At 51.5% G+C, this 2098-nt stretch carries 3 protein-coding genes; all 3 read left to right on the plus strand.

All coding sequences use genetic code 11. The features are described 5' to 3' along the window. The coding region (locus S1OALGB6SA_RS06715) for a tyrosine-type recombinase/integrase (RefSeq protein WP_230204481.1) at positions 1–1000 on the plus strand (1000 nt) is incomplete at its 5' end. Between the two features lie 5 nt (positions 1001–1005). Beyond that, positions 1006–1608: a tyrosine-type recombinase/integrase gene (locus S1OALGB6SA_RS06720; RefSeq protein WP_124032956.1), complete on the plus strand. Its 603-nt coding sequence runs from the start codon at positions 1006–1008 to the stop codon at positions 1606–1608. Beyond that, the gene (locus tag S1OALGB6SA_RS06725; protein WP_230204482.1) at positions 1571–2020 is read left to right on the plus strand and encodes a tyrosine-type recombinase/integrase; all 450 of its coding nucleotides are present in this window, start codon (positions 1571–1573) and stop codon (positions 2018–2020) included. The genes S1OALGB6SA_RS06720 and S1OALGB6SA_RS06725 overlap by 38 nt, the downstream gene beginning before the upstream one ends. Positions 2021–2098: the final 78 nt, after the last annotated feature.

Consider the following 2098-nt stretch of genomic DNA (forward strand, 5'->3'; position numbering starts at 1 on the left):
TATAAGGAGTAAAGAAATGGAAGAAAGTGGGTCCGGAATGTCCAGGAGAGATAGAGCCAAAGAACACATTAAACCCTTCTTAAGCGAATATCAGAGCCTTGGACATAGCAAGCAGGCCATCCGAAACTTCTCTCACCAGCTGCCTCACTTCCTATGCTTCCTCAAGTATCGAGGCCTGAATGACTCTGATATCAGTTTGCAGGTGGCCTACGACTACCAGGAATACCTGATTTTGAGAGGGCGGAGGGATGGGAAGCCCTATGAGGCCTCAACAGTGCGAAGCTATATCAAGGCGGCATCCGCCTACACAGCCTGGCTAACCAAACTAGGACGCCTCTCCACCAATCCCTTTGGGGTTATGAGAAAGCTACCGGAGAACAGGAGCCTGCCCAAGGATTTGCCCAAGGAGAGTGAACTTGGATGCTTCTTGGAAGGGCTCTCGCGTTTCCACCGGCTTCCCATCTTCAAAGCCCGCCTCAGGCGTTATCGCACACACATCATGATGGAGACCCTCTATGCCACGGGGCTTCGTCTAAGTGAGCTAGCCGATCTTAGAGTGGAAGATGTCGACCTGGTTAACGCTCGTATCTTCGTGACCACCGGCAAGGGAGAGAGGTCCCGCTATGTTTTTCTAACAGAGTATGCCTGCCGTATCCTTGCTATATACATCAAAGAGCTTAGAGCCCTAATCATCAGCTACTACCCTCAGGTGGATAAGAGACGGCTCTTTCTATCATCTCCGGGAACCCTGGTGCACACCCTAAATGGAGATATCAAGGCTGCCTCCGGAGTCTCTTGGAGACTGACGGTGCATCAAGTTCGTCACACCCTTGGTTATCATCTTCTGCGTGCAGGCTGCCCCCTGCGCTACATCCAGCAGATACTCGGCCATGCACATATCAGAACCAGTGAGATATACACCAAGGTTGACGGGGAGAAGCTGGGTGAAATGCTAAGCTCCTGCCATCCCAGGAGCCTGGCCGGCTCTTCGGGGCTATAAGAAGAATGGCCTCCTTTAGAGCCGCCCAAGTACTATATGAGAGGGCCTGCAGGGCAAGGGGCTACAAAGAGAGCACCATCAACACAGCCATGGCCAACCTGAAACCCTTCTTCAGCTTCATCAGGGATAGGGGCATAGCAGACCTTCGAGATGTCCGGAGGAGTCACATAGTCTCATTTCTGGAGGCTAGTGAGGCTACTCATGCTAAGAACACCAGACGAGGAATGCTGATAAGCATACGAAGGCTTTTCAGAGTGCTCTATGAGCAGAAGAAGATAATCATGCTGCCAACCGGGCATCTCTCCTTCAAGGCCGGCCTGGCTGCTCCCAAGGAGATTCTTTCAGAGGATGGGATGAACATCTTCCTATCATCGATCGACATAAGAGCCAGGCAGGGGCTCCGCGATAAGGCTCTCTTTGAGCTGTTCTACTCCTCAGGTCTTCGCTCCAGGGAGGCCTCCAGGCTTCTGGTTAAGGATCTTAACCCAAAGACAGCTCAAGTCTACATCCTCATCCTCGAAGAACTATCAAGACAGGCTGGTGCCCATCACCAATCTTGCCCTAAGGGCTATGGAAGCGTATCTTCCATCTGGAACCCACCCCGATAGGCCACTCTTTCTATCCGATCATGGAGCAGCTCTTAGGCCTCAGTCGATCAACCGTCGTTTTCTGAAGTGGGCTAGGCACTCCGGGGTGTATCACAAGCGCCTGACGGTACATTCCATCCGCCACAGCTGTGCCCGGCACCTGCTTGCCAGAGGTGCCCATCTCAGGTTCGTTCAGGAGCTTCTTGGTCATAAGTCGGTTCAGTCCACCGAGCTATACACGACTGAGAATGATGAGAATCTAAGGCGAATCTACAAGCAATACCATCCCAGGGAGAACTCACTTCATGTGGATGTGGAGGAGGATTATATGAGGGAAGTTGGAAGACTTGCCAGTGAGTTGAAGTATTACCTATCTAGACATGGCGCCTGGCATCCTGGTATAATGAGTTTTAGTGGGGGAAGAGAGTATTAGCGTTTCGACTTTGCCAAGGAGAGTTAACTCTAGTTGTGATAATGAGATAAATCGAAGAGGCCTCTACTACTACGGGGC

Origin of the sequence: Olavius algarvensis spirochete endosymbiont (genome assembly GCA_900608495.1) — a bacterium.
In the GTDB taxonomy this organism is placed as follows: Bacteria; Spirochaetota; Spirochaetia; order DSM-2461; family DSM-2461; genus UBA2779.